13 protein-coding genes are annotated in these 16,732 nt (G+C 69.7%); 7 read left to right on the top strand and 6 right to left on the bottom strand.

Features of this window, described 5'->3' with window-relative positions; translation table 11 throughout:
* The first annotated feature begins 82 nt into the window (after positions 1-82).
* Together ACIBCK_RS25305 and ACIBCK_RS25300 are read left to right on the top strand one after the other, a co-directional pair.
* A complete protein-coding gene (locus tag ACIBCK_RS25305) occupies positions 83-1,054 on the top strand; it encodes an acetylxylan esterase (protein ID WP_399393751.1) in 972 nt (323 codons plus the stop codon).
* A gap of 115 nt (positions 1,055-1,169) precedes the next feature.
* On the top strand, positions 1,170-2,384 hold the full coding sequence (locus ACIBCK_RS25300; RefSeq protein WP_399393749.1) for a transglycosylase family protein: 1,215 nt from the start codon (positions 1,170-1,172) through the stop codon (positions 2,382-2,384).
* Positions 2,385-2,460: 76 nt separating this feature from the next.
* Here ACIBCK_RS25300 and ACIBCK_RS25295 read toward each other — a convergent pair whose 3' ends face one another.
* Entirely contained in the window at positions 2,461-3,471 is a 1,011-nt protein-coding gene (locus tag ACIBCK_RS25295) for a DMT family transporter (protein WP_399393747.1), read from the bottom strand.
* Positions 3,472-3,824: 353 nt separating this feature from the next.
* On the opposite strand from ACIBCK_RS25295, the gene ACIBCK_RS25290 reads away from it, so the two are divergent.
* The 4 genes from ACIBCK_RS25290 to glgC are packed head-to-tail and all read left to right on the top strand — an operon-like array spanning position 3,825 to position 7,776.
* Positions 3,825-4,562: a class I SAM-dependent methyltransferase gene (locus tag ACIBCK_RS25290; protein ID WP_399393745.1), complete on the top strand. Its 738-nt coding sequence runs from the start codon at positions 3,825-3,827 to the stop codon at positions 4,560-4,562.
* A gap of 11 nt (positions 4,563-4,573) precedes the next feature.
* Positions 4,574-5,314, top strand: a complete 741-nt coding sequence (locus ACIBCK_RS25285) for a (2Fe-2S)-binding protein (protein ID WP_399393743.1) — start codon at positions 4,574-4,576, stop codon at positions 5,312-5,314.
* 52 nt (positions 5,315-5,366) lie between these two features.
* A complete protein-coding gene (gene glgA, locus ACIBCK_RS25280) occupies positions 5,367-6,533 on the top strand; it encodes a glycogen synthase (RefSeq protein ID WP_399393741.1) in 1,167 nt (388 codons plus the stop codon).
* Between the two features lie 22 nt (positions 6,534-6,555).
* Complete coding sequence (gene glgC / locus ACIBCK_RS25275) at positions 6,556-7,776, top strand: glucose-1-phosphate adenylyltransferase (protein ID WP_399393739.1); 1,221 nt, start codon at positions 6,556-6,558, stop codon at positions 7,774-7,776.
* A gap of 28 nt (positions 7,777-7,804) precedes the next feature.
* On the opposite strand, the gene ACIBCK_RS25270 is transcribed toward glgC, so the two are convergent.
* The 5 genes from ACIBCK_RS25270 to ACIBCK_RS25250 form a co-directional block, all read right to left on the bottom strand.
* A complete protein-coding gene (locus ACIBCK_RS25270; protein WP_399393963.1) occupies positions 7,805-8,794 on the bottom strand; it encodes an ABC transporter permease in 990 nt (329 codons plus the stop codon).
* Between the two features lie 29 nt (positions 8,795-8,823).
* Positions 8,824-9,786 carry an ABC transporter permease gene (locus tag ACIBCK_RS25265; protein WP_399393737.1) on the bottom strand — a complete coding sequence of 321 codons (963 nt, stop codon included), beginning with the start codon at positions 9,784-9,786 and terminating at the stop codon, positions 8,824-8,826.
* A gap of 260 nt (positions 9,787-10,046) precedes the next feature.
* On the bottom strand, positions 10,047-11,567 hold the full coding sequence (locus tag ACIBCK_RS25260) for a sugar ABC transporter ATP-binding protein (RefSeq protein ID WP_399393735.1): 1,521 nt from the start codon (positions 11,565-11,567) through the stop codon (positions 10,047-10,049).
* 1 nt (position 11,568) lies between these two features.
* A complete protein-coding gene (locus ACIBCK_RS25255) occupies positions 11,569-12,666 on the bottom strand; it encodes an ABC transporter substrate-binding protein (protein ID WP_399393733.1) in 1,098 nt (365 codons plus the stop codon).
* A gap of 144 nt (positions 12,667-12,810) precedes the next feature.
* Entirely contained in the window at positions 12,811-13,824 is a 1,014-nt protein-coding gene (locus ACIBCK_RS25250; RefSeq protein WP_399393731.1) for a LacI family DNA-binding transcriptional regulator, read from the bottom strand.
* A gap of 226 nt (positions 13,825-14,050) precedes the next feature.
* Between ACIBCK_RS25250 and ACIBCK_RS25245 the strand changes: the two genes are divergently transcribed.
* Positions 14,051-16,660: a PA14 domain-containing protein gene (locus ACIBCK_RS25245; RefSeq protein ID WP_399393961.1), complete on the top strand. Its 2,610-nt coding sequence runs from the start codon at positions 14,051-14,053 to the stop codon at positions 16,658-16,660.
* Positions 16,661-16,732: the final 72 nt, after the last annotated feature.

Genomic DNA, 16,732 nt, shown 5'->3' with positions numbered 1-16,732 from the left:
TGGAAGTGCCGGTGGTGTTCGCCAGTATCGCCCCGCGGCGTAGCGTGACATTCCGACACTGTGTCCGACGGAGGAGCCGCCCGTGCCCCATTTCGACATGCCGCTCGACGAACTGCGCCGCTACCGCCCCGACGTGACCGAGCCCCAGGACTTCGACGCGTTCTGGGAGAAGACCCTTTCGGCCGCACGCGAACACGACCTGGACGCCCGCTTCGTTCCCGTCGACGCGCACCTGAGCACGGTCGACGTATTCGACGTGACGTTCGCCGGGTTCGGCGGCCACCCCGTCAAGGGCTGGCTGAAACTGCCCGCGGGGACGACCGAACCGCTGCCCGTCGTCGTCGAGTACATCGGCTACGGAGGCGGCCGCGCCCTGCCGCACGAGCGCCTGCTGTGGTCGGCCGCGGGCTTCGCGCACTTCGTGATGGACACCCGGGGGCAGGGCGGCGGAGGTTCGGCGGGCGACACCCCCGACCCGGTCGGCAGCGGGCCCGCCTACCCCGGCTACATGACGCGCGGCATCGAGGATCCGCACGAGTACTACTACCGGCGCGTCTTCACCGATGCCGTACGGGCCGTCGAGGCGGCCCGCGCGCATCCGCTGGTGGACTCCTCGCGCGTCGCGGCGGTCGGGGGCAGCCAGGGCGGCGGGATCACGCTCGCCGTCGGCGGACTCGTCCACGACCTGGCGGCGATCGCGCCCGACGTGCCGTTCCTGTGCGACTTCCCGCGCGCCACGACCCTCACCGACCGGCCGCCCTACCGGGAGATCGCGCTCTACATGAAGGCGAAGCGCGGCGTCGAGGAGAGCGTCTTCCGTACGCTCTCCTACTTCGACGGGGTGCACTTCGCGGCGCGGGGCACGGCGCCCGCGCTCTTCTCGACGGCCCTGGAGGACATGACGTGCCCGCCGTCCACGGTATTCGCCGCGCACAACGCCTACACGGGGTCGGAACGTTCGATGGAGGTCTACTCCTTCAACGATCATGAGGGCGGCGGCCCCTACCAGCAGAGTGTCCAACTCCAGTGGATCCCGAAGCACTTGAAGCGCTGACGAGTCGGGCGCCCCCTCGGTCGCGCACTCTTGTCACGGCTCGGTCGGACCGGCTAACTTGCCGCCTTGTCGTGTGTCCGACGTGACTGTGCAGTGTGTGACTGAGGGAGCTCCCATGGCCTTACGCGGGCGGCACCGCCGGTATCAGCCGAACCGGATCAACCGTGCGTCGCTGACCGTCACGGCGGGCGGCGCCGGGATGGCGCTGCCGCTGATGGGCACGGGCACGGCGGAGGCTGCGGACGTCGACACCTGGAACAAGGTCGCGGCCTGCGAATCCACCAACAACTGGAGCATCAACTCCGGCAACGGCTACTACGGCGGCCTGCAGTTCAAGCAGTCCACCTGGGAGGCGTACGGCGGCACGGCCTACGCCCCGCGCGCCGACCGCGCCACCAAGGACCAGCAGATAGCCGTCGCCGAGAAGGTGCTCAAGGCGCAGGGCCCTCGGGCGTGGCCGGTCTGCGCGGAGCGGGCGGGCCTGACCCGGGGCGGTGACGCGCCCGACATCACGCCGGCGAGCGCGCCCAAGAAGACGGCGCCCAAGGCCCCCCAGCGCGAGGTCAAGGACGTCAAGCCGGACGTCACCCCGCAGTCCACCGCGGGCCGCGGCCAGATGTACACGGTCGTGCGCGGTGACACGCTCTCCCAGATCGCCGACGAGCGCCGGGTGAACGGCGGCTGGCAGCAGCTGTACGAGGCCAACCGCTCGACGATCGGCGGCGACCCCGACCTGATCACGCCGGGCCAGCGGCTCGCCTTGCAGGCCGCCCAGAAGAAGGCGGGACAGCCGCAGGCCGCGCCGAAGCAGCGCACGGAGCCGAAGCAGCGGGCCGAGCCGAAGCAGCGTGCGGAGCCCAAACCGAAGCCGAAGCCCGCGGCCGAGAAGGCCGAGCCGAACAAGGCGAAGCCCGCGCAGGCCGGGCAGGGCTTCGCCTCGCCGGTGGCCGCGTCGCCGAGCACCCCCTACCGCGCCGCGGGCGGCTCCTGGTCGAAGGGCTACCACACGGGGGTCGACTTCGCCGTGGCCACCGGCACCTCCGTGAAGGCCGTCGCGGCCGGCACCGTCGTCTCGTCCGGCTGGGGCGGCTCCTACGGCTACGAAGTGGTGATCCGCCACGCCGACGGCAAGTACTCCCAGTACGGCCATCTCTCGGCGCTCACCGTCAAGGCAGGGCAGAAGGTGGGCGCGGGGCAGCGCATCGCGCGCTCGGGGTCGACGGGCAACAGCACGGGCCCGCATCTGCACTTCGAGATCCGGACGGGCCCCGGCTTCGGCTCCGACGTCGATCCGCTCGCGTACCTGCGGGCCGGCGGCGTCCGGATCTGACCGCGGAAGAGCGCAGAACCGAAGCTCCTGGGGAACCCCCAGGAGCTTCAGGACGAGCCGCGAGCGGTGTCAGCCATCAGGAGCCGATGCGTTCACGGCCGTGGCCGTGGCGGAACAGCACCCGCCGGTGCGGCCCGGCCGCGGGCTGGGTGGGCAGTGCGGGCAGCTCGTGCGCCCGCGCCTTCGGCTCCACGGCCTCCGTCGCCGCGGGGCCGCCCTTTGCCACCGGCACCGTCGACGCCGCAGCACCCTGCGCCGCGCCGATCCGCTCCGTGGTCAGCAGGATCAGACCACCCGCCGCGACCACTCCGAAGCCCAGGGCCACGGCCGTACCCGCAGAGCCGTAGCGGAACGATTCGCCGAAGAGCGTGAGGCCCACCGCGGCTGCCACGACCGGGTTCACGACCGTCACCGTCGACAGCGGAGCCGCCAGGCCCGCCCCGCGGTACGAGGCCTGCGAGATCAGCACACCGGCCGACGCGAGGACCGCGATCACGGCGAGGCTCGGCAGCTGATGCGTCAGGGGTTCGCTCGCCTCCCAGTCCACCGCCACCGTCTTGGTGAACACCGAGGCGATACCGAAGGCGACGCCCGCCGCACTGGCGAGCAGCACGCTGCGCACCACCGGATGACGGTGCACCGCGTGCGCCACGACCATGAGCGCCACCACGGCGCCCGCCGTCACCAGAGCGACCATGACCCGCTCGGCGTCGTTCAGGGACTGCGCGTCGGCCGACTGCGTCAGCGAGAGCAGCCCGGCGAGACCCACGGTCGCCATGATCGCGCCGCGCCAGGCGGTGGCCCCTGCCTTGCGGCGCACGAAGAGGGCGGCCATCGGCAGGGCGAAGACGATGGTCAGGGCGCCCAGCGGCTGCACCACGCTCAGCGGCCCGTACGCCAGCGCCACCACGTGGAGCAGCGCGCCGAGGCCGTTCAGCGCGATCGCGACCCACCAGACGCCGCGGCGCAGCGGTGCGTACCGCCGCTCCGGCGTGCTGACGGCGACGCGCTCCTGCAGAATGGCCCCGCCCGCGTACGCCACGGCGGAGACGAGGGAGAGCAGCACGGCGACCGTGAGGGCACTCATGAGGTGCTCCACGGCTTGCGTTGCGCCCCCTGGTGGGCCCGGGGCGTCCGGCGCGGCGAACGGTCGGCTTCCATACTCACTACGATCTCGCGGATTTCGCTCCACGTCGTCGTACCTCAGCAGGCATTGAGTCCTACTGCCGATGGAGTACGACCCGGGAGATGTCCTCCCCCGGGTGGGTTACGCCGCGGTTCGGTGGATCATCCAGAATCTCGAACATCTTTGCGCCAACGGCCCGCCGCGCACTCTCTTCCAAGCTACCGGAAGGGTCGGGAGAGGCGGACAATATGGCTTCTGACCTGGTCTTTTATGGTGCTCGCCGGTATTCTTGACCTTCGTGGAAAGGGGTCCGGATGCACCGGAACATACGCACGGTCGACGACGTACTGAAGCTCATGGACGGCTTGTTCGCGCCGGAAGCCGACCGGTGGACCGCGGACGCGTCGAGCTGGTGGGACGGCTTCTACGACGACCGCTCACGGCCGGTGCCCTTCTTCGCGGCGAAACCGGACGAGAACCTGGCCTCGTACGTCGCCCGTGACCTGCTCACGCCCGGCCGAGCCCTCGATCTGGGCTGCGGGCCCGGCCGCAACTCCCTGTACCTGGCCTCCCTGGGGTTCCAGGTGGACGCCGTCGACCTCTCCCCGGCGGCCGTCGCCTGGGCCGAGGAGCGGGCCCGCGAAGCCGGGGCGGACATCCGCTTCCACCGCGGTGACGCCTTCGCGCTCACGGATACCGAACTGAGCGGCCCGTACGACCTGATCCACGACTCGGGCTGCTTCCACCACCTGCCGCCCCACCGCCGCGTCAGCTACCTCTCCCTGCTCGACCGTGCCCTCGCCCCCGGCGGCCACCTCGCCCTCACCGCCTTCGCCGCCGGAGAGGCAGGATCCGGCTCCGAGCTGCCCGACGCCGACTTCTACCGCGCTTCCGGGCTCCAGGGCGGCCTCGCCTACACACCGGAGTCGCTGCGCTGGATCTTCTCCGACCTCACGGAGATCGAGCTGCGCCGCATGCGTGACGAACCGGCCGACTCCGCGTACTTCGGCGAGCCCTTCCTGTGGACGGCCCTGTTCCGCAAGGACGCCTAGGCTCTGCTCTCGTGACCACCCCACTCGACCTGACCGAAGTCGGCTCCGTCGGCGGATTCTTCGCCCTGCGCACGGGGGCGCCGCCCGACGGTCCCCAAGTGACGTCCCTGGCAAGGGTGTACGCGGGGGAGAGCGGGCCCCTCGCGTTCCGCGTCGACAAGGTCGCCGCCCGGCTCGGAGCGCCGGACGCGCGCATCGCGGTGTCCGTGGCGCAGTTGGGGCTCGCGGCGCGGCTGTGGTCGGTGGCGCTCGGCTCGGCAGCGCTGCACGGCGTGGTGCCCGACCTCGATCCGGGTCTGCTGCACTGGGACGCGGACGGCAGCTCGCCCGACGACCTGTGGCTGACGGACGTGCGGACGCGGCCGGGCGACGCCGCGAACATCCGGGACATCGTGCAGCACGGCCATCTGGCGCCCCTGGCCGACGCCTTGCGCACACGCCACCGGATCTCGGCGCCGCTGCTGTGGGGCAACGCGGGCTCCGCGCTCGCCGGCGCCGCACGCGAGCTGGACACCTGGGCCCGCCGCGGCGGACGTACCGACGTGGGGGAGCGCGCACGGGCCCTTGCCGCCGAACTCTTCGACCACCCCGACCTGCGCGGCACCGGCACACGGACCGGCACCGCGTTCCGCCGCCGCAGCTGCTGCCTCTACTACCGCTGCCCGAACGGCGGTCTGTGCGGCGACTGTTGCTTCGACCGGCCGCCCCAGAGGTCGGTGCGGGCCTCTTCCCCGCCGGACGCTTCTGGGTGACCATGAGGGGGCGGGCGACCGACGGCTGAGGCGGACGGACGGAGGATTCTGCGTGCGAGTGGGACTGCTCACGCGGGAGTATCCGCCGGACGTCTACGGCGGCGCCGGAGTCCATGTCGAGTTCCTCGCACGGGAGTTAGCGGCGCTGGTAGACGTCGACGTGCACTGCTGGGGGAGCGGCGATTCCGCCCGCGGGCCCGTACGGCACCAGGCGTGGGACTCCCTCGACGGCGCCAACGACGCCCTGCGCACCTTCTCCGTGGACCTGTCCATGGCGGCCGCCCTCACCGGGTGCGACCTCGTCCACTCCCATACCTGGTACGCCAACCTCGCGGGCCACTTCGGCAAGCTCCTGCACGGCATCCCGCACGTCATGACCGCCCACTCGCTGGAGCCGCTGCGCCCCTGGAAGGCCGAGCAGCTCGGCGGTGGTTACGCCCTCTCCAGCTGGGCCGAGCGCACCGCCGTCGAGGCCGCCGACGCCGTGATCGCCGTATCGCGCGGCATGCGGGCCGACATTCTCGGCTGCTACCCCGGCATCGACCCGGCGAAGGTGCGCGTCGTCCACAACGGCATCGACACCGGCCTGTACCGCCCCGACCCCGGCACGGACGTCCTCGAACAGCTGGGGATCGACCCCGAGCGGCCCTACGTGCTGTTCGTCGGCCGCATCACCCGGCAGAAGGGCGTACCCCATCTGCTGCGCGCCGCCAAGGAATTGGACCCATCCGCCCAGCTCGTGCTCTGCGCCGGAGCCCCCGACACCCCACAGATCGACGCCGAGTTCCACACCCTCTTCGAGGAGCTGAGCCGTGCCCGCGCGGGAGTCCACTGGATCCCGGAGATGCTGCCGCGCCCGCAGGTCATCCAACTCCTCACGCACGCCCGGGTGTTCGTCTGCCCTTCCGTCTACGAACCGCTCGGCATCGTCAACCTGGAGGCGATGGCCTGCGGCACCCCAGTGGTGGCATCGGACGTCGGAGGCATCCCCGAGGTCGTCGCCGACACACGTACGGGGCTCCTCGTCCCGTACGAGGAGAAGGAGCCGGCGGCCTTCGAGGCGCGGCTCGCGCAGGCCCTGAACGAACTGGTCACCGATCCGCGCACCGCGAGCCGTATGGGCGAGGCCGGACGCGACAGGGCCGTCAGGGAGTTCGGCTGGGACGCGGTCGCGCGACGCACGACCGATGTGTACGCGGAGTTACTCGAGTCCAAGTGATCCCAGTTAAGGGGGCGGCGCGATGCGCGGTGGACCTTCGGTGCTCGGAATCGTCCTGGCGGGCGGTGAGGGCAAACGCCTGCAGCCCCTCACGGCCGACCGGGCCAAACCAGCGGTCACGTTCGGCGGCACGTACCGCCTCGTCGACTTCGTCCTCTCCAATCTCGTCAACGGCGACATCCTGCGGATCTGCGTGCTCACCCAGTACAAGTCGCACTCCCTGGACCGGCACGTCACCACCACCTGGCGGATGTCGAGCCTCCTCGGCAACTACGTCACTCCGGTCCCCGCCCAGCAACGCCTGGGCCCGCGCTGGTATTCGGGCAGCGCGGACGCGATCCTGCAGTCCCTCAACCTCGTCCACGACGAACAGCCCGACTACATCGCGGTGTTCGGCGCGGACCACGTCTACCGCATGGACCCCCGGCAGATGCTCGGCCAGCACTTCGAGAGCGGCGCCGGGGTGACGGTGGCCGGAATCCGCGTGCCGCGCTCGGAGGCGTCGTCCTTCGGCATCATCACACCCGCACGTGACGGCCTGCGCGTCGACCGCTTCCTGGAGAAGCCCAGCGACCCGCCGGGCCTGCCCGGATCGCCGAACGAGGTCTTCGCCTCCATGGGCAACTACGTCTTCACGACGAAGACCCTCGTCGACGCGCTCCAGCAGGACGCCGAGGACGCCAACTCCAAGCACGACATGGGCGGTTCGATCCTGCCCATGCTCACCGAGCGCGGCCTTGCCCAGGTGTACGACTTCGACGACAACCACGTGCCGGGGGAGACCGCGCGCGACCACGGCTACTGGCGTGACGTCGGCACGCTCGACGCGTACTACGAAGCGCACATGGACCTGATCTCCGACCAGCCGGTCTTCAACCTGGACAACCGGCGCTGGCCCATCTACACCCACCCGGGCGGCCTGCCGCCCGCCAAGTTCTGCGCGGCGGGCATCGCCAGCGAGTCCATCGTCAGCCCCGGATGCGTCATCCGGGGGCAGGTCACACGCTCCGTGCTCTCGCCCGGTGTGACGATCGAGGACGGGGCGGTCGTCCAGGGATCGGTGCTTCACGACAACGTCCGCGTCGGCAGGGGAGCGGTGGTGCGGGGCGCCGTCCTCGACAAGAACGTGGACGTCCCGCCCGGGGCGACGATCGGCGTCAACCCCGAGCGGGACGAAGAGCTCTACACGGTGTCCAAGGGCGGAGTGATCGCGCTGGGGAAGGGACAGATCGTCCCCATGTAGCGCCCGGCGCAGACGTCGGGTGGGCCGGCTACAGCACCCGCCGTCTGCGCCCCAGCCATGTCTGCGCGATCACCACGAGCGCCAGGAAGGCGCCGCTGACCACCTGTTGGTAGGCGGAGTCGAGCGAACCGATCTGGTTGATGACGTTCTGGATGACCTTCAGGAGCAGTACGCCGACGAGTGATCCGCTGATGAAGCCGAACCCGCCGGTCAGCAGCGTGCCGCCGATGACGACCGCGGAGATCGCCTCCAGCTCCATGCCCGAGCCGAGGATGGTGACGCCCGAGACGAGCCAGGCCGCGTTGAGCGCTCCCGCCAGGCCCGCGCACAGGCCGGAGAGGGTGTACACGGTGACCTTCGTGCGGGCCACCGGCGCGCCCATGAGGGCCGCCGCGTCCTCGTTGCCGCCGACCGCGTACACGTACTGGCCGAAGCGGCTGCGGCGCAGGACCACGGCGCCGGCGACGAAGAGGGCGAGGGTGATCCAGACCGGGGCCCCGACGCCGAGGACCTTGCCCTGGCCGAGCGTCGCGAAGAACGAGTCCTTGTCGACGAGGTAGGTCTTGGAGCCCTCGTCGGTGATGGACAGCAGGATGCCGCGCGCGCCCAGCATCGCGGCCAGCGTCACGATGAAGGGGGCGAGGCGTGAGCGGGCGATGAGCAGGCCGTTGACGAGGCCGATGAGTCCGCAGACGGCCAGGGGGAGGAGGAGGGCCACCGCTGTTCCGTACTGGGAACCCCAGGCCGCGAGGACCCCGCCGAGGGCGAAGAGCGAGCCCACGGAGAGGTCGATGCCCCCGGTGATGATCACGAACGTCATGCCGAGCGCCACGACCGCGAGGAACGCGGAGGACACCGCCATGTTCTCCAGGTTGTCGCCGGTCAGGAACGTGTCGAAGCTGAGCGACGCGACGATGACGGCGACCACCAGGGTGACCAGGGCGCCGTGCTGCTGGGCGAGTGCGCTGACGCGCTCGGAGCGGCTCGCGCCGGTCGGCTCGTCCTCTGGCTTCTTCATGGGCTTGGCCTCGGATAGGACGGTGCCGGTCACCGCTTGCCCCTCTCCCGTGCCGCGTAGACGGCGAGAATGATCACTACGGCCTGGGCGATCTGCGTCCAGGAGGGCGGCAGATCGTGCTTGATGAGCGTGGCGGTGAGCAGCTGGATCAGTACGGCGCCCGCGACCGTGCCGCCGATCCGTACGCGTCCGCCGCTGAGCGGGGTGCCGCCGACCACGACCGCGGTGATCGCGGACAGTTCCATCAGGTTGCCCAGTGAGGTCGGGTCGCTCGCGGTGAGGCGGGCTGTCGCCAGGACGCCCGCGATGGCCGCCAGTGCTCCGGAGCAGACGTAGACCAGGATCAGGACGCGGCGTACGGGGAGTCCCGCGAGGCGGGCTGCGGGGCGGCTGTCGCCGATGGCGAGTAGCTGGCGGCCGAAGGTGGTGCGGCGGACGACGAAGGCGACCAGGAGCGCGAGCGCTGCCGCGATCAGGACGAGGTAGGGGATGCCGAGGACGGCGCCGGACCCGAGCGATGCCATCGTCGGGTCGCGTACGTCCTTGAGCTGGGGGAGGAGTACGAGGGCGAGGCCGCGGCCCGCGACCATCAACGCCAGTGTGGCGACGATGGGTTGGACGCCGATGAAGGCGATGAGGGAGCCGTTGGCGATGCCTATGGCTGCGCCGCCTATCACCGCGACGATGAGGGCGATCCACGTTCCGTAGCCGAGGTAGAGGGAGAGGAGGGACGTGGAGAGGGCCATGACCGAGCCCACGGAGAGGTCCACGCCTTCGCTGCCGATGGCCAGTGCCATGCCGAGGGCGACGATGAGGACCGGGGCTACCTGTACTGCCTGGGTGCGGAAGTTCTCGGCGGAGAGGAAGTGGGGGGTGAGGGCGATGTTGAGCAGGAGCAGGACGGCTACGCCTGCGTAGACGCCGTAGTCCTGGAGGAGGCGGAGGTATCGCTCGCGGTCTGCCGCTGAGCGGCCCAGGGCGAGGTCAGTCATGGGTACTCCGGGTGCTTCGTGTGCTTCGTGTGCTTCGTGTGCTCCGTGTACTTCGTGTGCTCCGGGTCAGCTGTCGGGTGCGGGCTTTCGCCTCTGGTCCGGTTGTGGGGCGGGGCCGCGCCGGTATGTCCGTCCTCGCTATCGTCCGGTGGCCGTCTTGGTGCTTCGGCACCGGAGCGCAGCGAACCGTGCTCCGGGCAGACATACCGGCACGTCCCCTCAGGTCGGAATGGCGGCGGCAGGCCGTCACCGGGTGTCGGTCACTCACCGGGGACCCCTGTGGTCGCTATCGCTCGCATCAGGGCGTCCTCTGTGACCTGGGTGCCTGTCAGTTCTTCGATCGCCGTGCCGTCCTTGAGGACTATGACTCGGTCTGAGCCCTCTATGAGTTCCTCCATGTCGGAGGAGATGAGGAGGACCGCAAGGCCGTCGTTGGCCAGTTCGTCTATGAGTTTTTGGACTTCGGCCTTTGCGCCTATGTCGATGCCCCTGGTGGGTTCGTCCAGGAGAAGGACCTTGGGGTTCATCGCGAGCCAGCGGGCCAGGAGGACCTTCTGCTGGTTGCCGCCCGAGAGTTCGCCCACCTTCTGGTGGGGGCCCGACGCCTTGATGCGCAGGCGTTTCATGAAGGTGTCCACGATGGAGTCGATCGCGGCCTCGTTCACCAGGCCGAGGCGGGACAGGCGGGGGAGCGCCGCGAGGGCGATGTTCTCGCGGACCGAGAGGCCGGGCACTATGCCCTCGGCCTTGCGGTCCTCGGGGAGGAGGCTGATCCCGGCTCGGATCGCCGCCGGGGGTGAGCCGGTGCGCACGGGGCGGCTAGCTATCTGTACGGTTCCGGAGTCCGGTTGCAGCGCTCCCGCTATCGCCTTCGCCGTCTCGCTGCGGCCCGATCCGAGCAGGCCGCCCAGGCCCACCACTTCGCCGGGCCGGATCTCGACGGAGACACCGTGCAGGTGGTGGCGCATCGTCAGATTGCTTGCACGGAGGACTGGTTCGGTCTCCGGGGCGTGCTCTCCCGAGAACTTGGTCACGCCCTCTTCGCGGACCTCGCCGACCTCGCGGCCCAGCATGAGCGAGACCAGGCGTAGTCGGTCGAGTTCCGCGATGGGGCCCGTGTGCACCAGCTTGCCGTCGCGCAGGACGGTGACCGTGTCGCACACCTCGTAGAGCTCCTCCAGGCGGTGGCTGACGTAGATCACCGCGATGCCGCGGTCCCGCAGCATGCGGATCACGCCGAACAGGGTCTGGACCTCGCGGGGTTCGAGGGACGACGTCGGCTCGTCCATGATGACGACCTGCGCGTCGACCGAGACCGCTCGGGCCAGCGCCACCATCTGCTGGGTGCCGACGCCGAGTTCGCGAAGCGGGCGGCGTACGTCGACGCTGATGCCGAGTCGCTTGAGGGCCTCATCCGCCTCGCGGTGCATGCGGCGGAAGTCGATGAGGCCCAGTCGGCCGCGTGGCTCGCGGCCGAGGAAGAGGTTGCGGGCCACGCTCATCAGGGGGACGAGGTTGACCTCCTGGTAGATGGTGGAGATGCCCGCGTGCTGGGCCTCGAGCGGGGTGGCGAAGGTGATGTGGCGGTTGTTGTACGTCAGCTTGCCGGTGTCCGGGGCGTACACGCCGGTGAGGACCTTGATGAGCGTGGACTTGCCCGCGCCGTTCTCGCCGATCAGGGCGTGCACCTCGCCGGCGCGCGCGGTGAAGTCGACCGAGTCGAGAGCGCGTACGCCGGGGAACGTCTTGGTGAGGGCCGACACCGAGAGGACGTCCGACATGTCAGTACGCCTTGCCGAGGTCCGCCTCGGCGTTGCTCTTCGTGTAGGCGCTGTCCTTGATGACGATGTCCTGCGAGACCTTCGTGCCCTTGGTGAAGGTGTCCAGGGTCTGGAAGGCGAGCGGGCCGAAGCGCGGGTTCGACTCGATGACGCCGTCGATCCAGCCGTCGACGATGCCCTGCACGGCGTTGCGCGTACCGTCGACCGTCACGATCTTCACGTCACCGGCCTTCTTGCCCGCGCCCTTGAGGGCGTTGACGGCGCCGAGGCCCATCTCGTCGTTCTCGGCGTAGATCCCCTTGATGTCCGGCTTGGACTGGATGAGGTTCTCGGTGACCGACTGGCCCTTCTCGCGGGCGAACTCGCCCGTCTGCTTGAAGACGACCTTCAGGTCGGGGGCCTTCTCCTTGATGCGGTCCTCGAAGCCCTTGGTGCGCTCGGTGGTGACGTTGTTGCCCGCCGTGCCGAGGAGGATCGCGACCTTGCCCTTGCCGCCGGTCGATTTGATCATCTGGTCGGCCGCGCGCTTGCCCTGCTCGACGAAGTCCGAGCCGATGAAGCTGACGTAGTCCTTGCAGGCCTTGGCGTTGATCTTGCGGTCGATGGTGATGATCGGGATGTGCTTGGCGGAGGCCGAGCGCAGCACCGGCTCCCAGCCGTCGGAGTTCAGCGGCGCGATGACCAGGAGGTCGGCGCCCTTGGCGATGAGGTCCTGGACGTCGCTGATCTGCTTGGAGAACTGCGACTGGGCGTTGGCGGTGAGCAGCTTGACGCCGCGCTTCTTCGCCTCGGCCTTGATGGACGCCGTCTCCGCGATGCGGAAGGGGTTGGCCTCCTTCTCGGACTGGGAGAAGCCGACGGTGGCGCTCTTGAGGTCGAGCTTCTTGCCGCCGTAGGCGTCTATCGCGCAGGTCGGGCCGCTGCCCTCGCTCGGTTCCGAGACGACCTGCCCCGAGTCGCCCTGGTCCTGGGACGCGGAGCTCTTGTCGCCGTCGTCCTCGGACTTGGCGCACCCGGTGGCGAGCGCGAGGCTCGCGGCGATGCCGGCGGCGAGGAGGGTCCTGGCTGAGGTGCGGCTAAGGCGTGTGGTCGGCATCATGGAGTCCCCAAAACGGCGCGGCCCCGGCGCTGAGAGCGCTCACGGGAGGATCGGCTCTTACGGTCAACTCGGCGGTACGGGGAGCTTTTTACATCGTTGGAAGGAGGCTGTAAACCCTCCGCGCAAGGGGAGCCCGTCCGCAGATCAGCGTCGGCCCAGCGTGCTCTCGCGCTCCACCAGGCGGAATTCCGCAGCGAGTTCCCGTCCGGCGATCTCTCCCGAGCCCTCCAGACTCCGCAGCAGCGAAGCCACCGCGAGGCGCGCGATGGCCTGCTTGTCCGGCGAGACCGTGGTCAGCGTGACCGCCCCGAACTGCCCCTCGGCGATGTCGTCGAAGCCGACCACCGCCACGTCCCACGGCACGCGCAGACCCCGCTCGTGCAGTACGCGCATCGCGCCGATCGCCACCAGGTCGTTGTACGCGAACACCGCGTCGGGCCGCACCCCCGCGTCCAGCATCCGCGCCATCGCCTTCGCGCCGTCCCAGCGGTTCCAGCCGCCGACCGGGCCCACCAGATTGTCCGGCGCGGCGATCCCCGCCTGCGTCAACTCCTCGCGCCAGCCCTGGAGTCGGAGGTTCGCCGGCTGGTTCGCGGAGTCCGTGCGGGCGCCGAGGTACGCGATGCGTGAGCGGCCGCGGCCGATGAGATGACGCACCGCCGTGCGCGCCGCGGCGACGTTGTCGATCGCGATGTGGTCGTAGGGCAGGTCGTACTGGCGCTCGCCGAGCAGGACCAGCGGCACGTCGTCCTCGCGGCCGAGCAGGTCGGCCGATTCGAGCTCCAGCGGGCTCAGGATGAGGCCGTCGATGACCCGGGCCCGGAAACCCTGGCTGACCAGGACCTCCTGCTCGCGTTCGCCGCGGGTGTGGTCGAGCAGGACGGTGAAGTCGTGCTCGGCCGCCGCGTCGATGACCGCGCCGGCCAGCTCGGCGAAGTACGGGTTGCCGAGCTCGGGAACGGCGAGCGCGATGATCCCCGTACGGCCCTTGCGCAGGTGACGTGCCGTCAAGTTCGGTCGGTAGCCCAGCTCGTCGATGGCCTCCTGTACGCGCGCCCGCATCGCCGGGGTGACGTGCTGATACTTGTTCACCACGTTCGAGACGGTCTTGATGGAGACGCCCGCGCGCTCCGCGACGTCCTTGAGGCTAACCCGCACGTGCAGCTCCCTGAGTCAAGGTGCACCCCTGTCCTGGGGTGTTTGTCATGGCCCTGGACAGCGCGCCGGAGAGCGTGCTGTCATGCCAACTGCCGTTCCTTCCAACGTTGTACAGATTCGTTGTACAGACTGCGGCGCCGGGCCGCCACCCCCTTCCCCGGCCTTCCGTCACCCCCTTCCTCAGCCTTCAAGCACCGCTTCGAGCTACGGAGGATCTGTGCGCCCCATCCGAGCCAGACGCGTCAGGCAGCGACTGATTTTGCTGCTCACCGTCGCCCTCACCTTCGCCGGACTCACCGCGGTCCCCGCCGCGACAGCCGCCGACGAACCCCCCGAGATCCACGGCCTGAAGGGCGAGTACTACACCCAGTCCGCCCCCGGAGCCTTCGACTTCCACGAGCTCAAGGCCACCGGCTTCGACCAGAAGATCGACTTCGACAACCTCGACCCCCGTCTGACCTTCGCCACCGGAAAGGCCGACGACGCCACCGTCCGCTGGACCGGCAAGGTCGTCCCGGAGAAGACCGGCTCCCACACCTTCTCCATGGTCGGCGACAACGGCTTCCGGCTCTGGGTCGACGGCAAGCTCGCCATCGACCACTGGGTCGACGACTGGGACAAGGAACAGACCGCGCAGCCGGTCGAGTTGACGGCCGGCAAGGCCTACGACATCAAGGTCGAGTACTTCGAGCACTACGGCGGCTCGAACCTGCACCTGCGCTGGACCGAGCCCGGCGGCAGCAAGGAAGCCGTCCCGCAGTCGGCCTTCCGCCTCCCCGACGGCTTCGAGTACGACGGGGCCACCGCCGCCACGGTCCTCAAGGACGGCCGCACTCTGAAGCTCGACTTCGCGCAGGAGATCGGCGCGCCCCCGGCGGACCTCGCGGGCCACATCGAAGCCGTCATCGGCGGCGCCAAGTGGCCGATCAGCACGGTCAAGGCCGACCCCGATGACCCGCGCGCGCTCATCGTCGGCCTCAAGGAGCCGGTGGTCGGCAACAAGGAGGGCAACGCCAAGGGCACCGCCGACCTCCGCTACGACGGCAAGGGCGGCCTGACCGGCGACAACGGCAAGGAGGTGGCCGCGTTCTGGACCAGCGGCCCCAACCACTCCACGCACGAGCTGCGCACCAAGTGGGCCGACGAGGTGGGTCCCGGCAACGCGCACCCCGAGTACCCGCGCCCCCAGCTGACACGCGACGCCTGGCGCAACCTCAACGGCTCCTGGCAGTTCGCATCGGCCAAGGCCGGCGAGAAGCCCCCGTTCGGCAAGAACCTCGACGAGAAGATCCTCGTCCCCTACCCCGTGGAGTCCCAGCTCTCCGGCCTGGAACGGCACGAGGACCGCATGTGGTACCGCAGGACCTTCACCGTCCCCCAGGGCTGGAAGGTCGGCGACGGCAAACGCCTCAAGCTCAACTTCGGCGCCGTCGACTGGCACTCCGAGGTCTTCGTGAACGGCAAGAAGGTCACCGAACACAAGGGCGGCTACGACAAGTTCAGCGCCGACATCACCGACGCGCTGAAGCCGGGCAAGACGCAGGAGCTGATCGTCGGCGTCTATGACCCGACCGACTCCAAGGACGGCGAGAACCCGCCCGTCGGCAAGCAGCGCCTCGACCCCAGCGGCATCTGGTACACCCCGTCGTCCGGCATCTGGCAGACGGTCTGGATGGAGCCGGTCGCGACCGACCACGCCGACTCGCTGAAGATCACGCCCGACGTGGCCACCAAGCAGGTCACCGTCGAGCCCAAGGGCGTGCGCGACGGCGTGCCGGTCAGGGCGGTCGCGTACGAGGGCAAGAAGAAGGTCGCGGAGGCGAGTGGACGCACGGGCAGCCCACTCAAGCTGAAGATCGCCGACCCGCACCTCTGGTCGCCCGACGATCCCTTCCTCTACGACCTGAAGGTCACCGTCGGCCGCGACAACGTCAAGAGCTACTTCGGGATGCGCACCATCGCGGTCGAGAAGGTGAACGGCACGCCGCGCACCATGCTCAACGGCAAGCCGCAGTTCCTGATGGCCACCCTCGACCAGGGCTTCTGGCCGGACGGCCTGCACACGGCGCCGACCGACGAGGCGCTCGCGTACGACCTGAAGATGCACAAGGAGATGGGCTTCAACTCGGTGCGCAAGCACATCAAGGTGGAGCCCGACCGCTGGTTCTACTGGGCGGACAAGCTGGGCCTCATGGTCTGGCAGGACATGCCGTCGATGGACGCGGGCCGCAACCCGGGCACGGCTGCCCGCGCCCAGTACGAGTCCGAGATGAAGCAGATGATCGACGAGCACGCGAACCACCCGTCGATCGTCATGTGGGTCACCTTCAACGAGGGCTGGGGCCAGTACGACGAGGGCCGCATCGCCACCCAGGCCAAGTCCTGGGACCCGACCCGCCTGGTCAACGGCATGTCGGGCCTCAACCTCGGGCGCGACGGCGGCACCGGCGACATCATGGACGAACACGGCTACCCGAGCCCGGCACTCCCGCCCAAGCCCGACGGTGAACGGGCCCTGATCAACGGGGAGTACGGCGGCCTCGGACTCGCGGTGCCCGGCCACGCGTGGTCCGTCCAGCAGAGTTACGTCGACGTGGACCCGGCGACGTACACGGACGACTACCTCACCAAGCTGGACGAGGTGCGCGCGCTCGCCTGCAAGGGCGGCAACGGCGCCGTCTACACCCAAATCTCGGATGTGGAGGGCGAGTTGAACGGTCTGCTGACGTACGACCGCAGGGTCGTCAAGCCCGACGTGAAGCGGCTCAAGGCGGCACATGAAGCCTTGATCAGCGACGCGTCGCGGCCGGACCCGGCGGGATGCCCGGCTTCCTGACGCGGTGAAGGCGCTCCGGCCCGGTGGGCCGGAGCGCCTTATCCCGTGGACGGCGTCCCGCTTGCTTGGCAC

Origin of the sequence: Streptomyces sp. NPDC051218, from assembly GCF_044455475.1 — a bacterium.
Taxonomy (GTDB): Bacteria; Actinomycetota; Actinomycetes; order Streptomycetales; family Streptomycetaceae; genus Streptomyces.
The sequence above is the reverse complement of the archived record's forward strand: the minus strand, read 5'-3'. Positions and strand labels throughout refer to the sequence as shown.